Source organism: Thiorhodococcus minor (assembly GCF_010820565.1).
Taxonomy (GTDB): Bacteria; Pseudomonadota; Gammaproteobacteria; order Chromatiales; family Chromatiaceae; genus Thiorhodococcus; species Thiorhodococcus minor.
The window spans coordinates 1-1,345 of the sequence record NZ_JAAIJQ010000254.1; the positions used below are offsets into that span (position 1 = coordinate 1).

The 1,345-nt window shown below is 64.3% G+C and carries 1 protein-coding gene; it reads left to right on the forward strand.

The window, feature by feature from the left end; translation table 11 throughout:
• Positions 1-152: 152 nt before the first annotated feature.
• Positions 153-1,345, forward strand: a 1,193-nt coding sequence (locus G3446_RS26735) for a tetratricopeptide repeat protein (protein ID WP_164456685.1), incomplete at its 3' end; no start/stop codon positions are given.

The window sequence follows — 1,345 nt, forward strand, 5'->3', positions numbered from 1 at the left end:
CTGGGTCGTCTGGCCTCGATCCGCGCGGGCCTGCGTGACGCGCTGGAGTCAGGCCCCTGGTGCGACGAGGCGGGCTTCGCGCGACGCGTCGAGCAGGCCTATCGAGAGATGTGGCGGAAATGGTGTGCCGAGGACAGCAAGCGGAGAGGCGCTTGACCGATATCACGGCCCTTTGCGAAGCCGCCCATGCGCATCGGCGTGCGGGCCGTCTCGCGGTCGCTGAGAATCTCTATCGTGCCCTCTTGGCGCTTGATGCCGAGCACGCCGAGGCACATCGTCATCTGGGCCTGATCGATATCGAGTGTGGTCGGATCGAGCCGGGGCTGGAGCATCTGCGTCGGGCGGTGATGCTGGCGCCCCTGGTCGGCGATTACAGGTTGTCGCTCGCCGATGCCTTGCTTCAGTCGAACCGACCAGGCGAGGCGTTGAGCCTGCTCGACGATCCGGCGAGCGACGCGGTCGACGCGAGCGCCGTTCGAGCGCTGCGAGAACGAATCGAGCGTCATGGGAGTGGCGAGGCTGGGAATGGCGATCTCATCGACCGATTGAAGACCGGCCGTTATGCCGAGGCGCTGGTCTTGGCGGGCGAGCGCACGAGAAGTCATCCGCAAGACCCGTTCAACTGGAAGGTGTTTGGCACCCTGCTGCTGAGACAAGCGCGAGCAGAAGAGGCCGTGGCGGCCTTGAGGCGGGCCATCGAGCTGGATGCCCGGGATCCGGAGACGCTCAACAGTCTCGCCCGTGCCTACGAAGACCTTGATCGGCGGGAAGACGCGGCCGACCTCTATCGACAGGCATTGGCGCTCCAGCCCGAACGTGCCGAGATCTGGTGCAATCTGGGCCTTTGTCTGCAGCTGCTCGGACAGCTCGATGCCGCGTTGTCGAGCAGCGCTCGGGCCCTGGAGCTTCGCCCGGGCTTCGTCAAGGCCCATCAGCTTCGTGGGACGATCTTGAAAGAGCTTGGACGCGCGCAAGAAGCTCTCGAGGCTTATGAGTGTGCGCTGGCGACTGATTCCGACTCCCTCGAAACGCTCAATGACCGAGGCATTCTTCTGCAAGGGATTGGGCGTTTCGAAGACGCGCTCGCGAGCTTCGATAGGGCGTTGAGGCTCGATCCTGGATATGCGACAGGGCTCAACAATCGCGCCAACGCGTTGAAGGATCTTGGCCGACTGGACGAGGCGCTGGCGGACTTGGAGCGAGCGATCGCGCTCAAGCCGGATTTTGCCCGCGCCCATTCCAACCGCTTGTTCACCCTGAACTACCACCCGGACAAATCGGCCGAGGAGATCTTCGCGGCGTATCGTGATTACGAGCGCCGCTTTGGCGCGCCGCTGCGCACGGG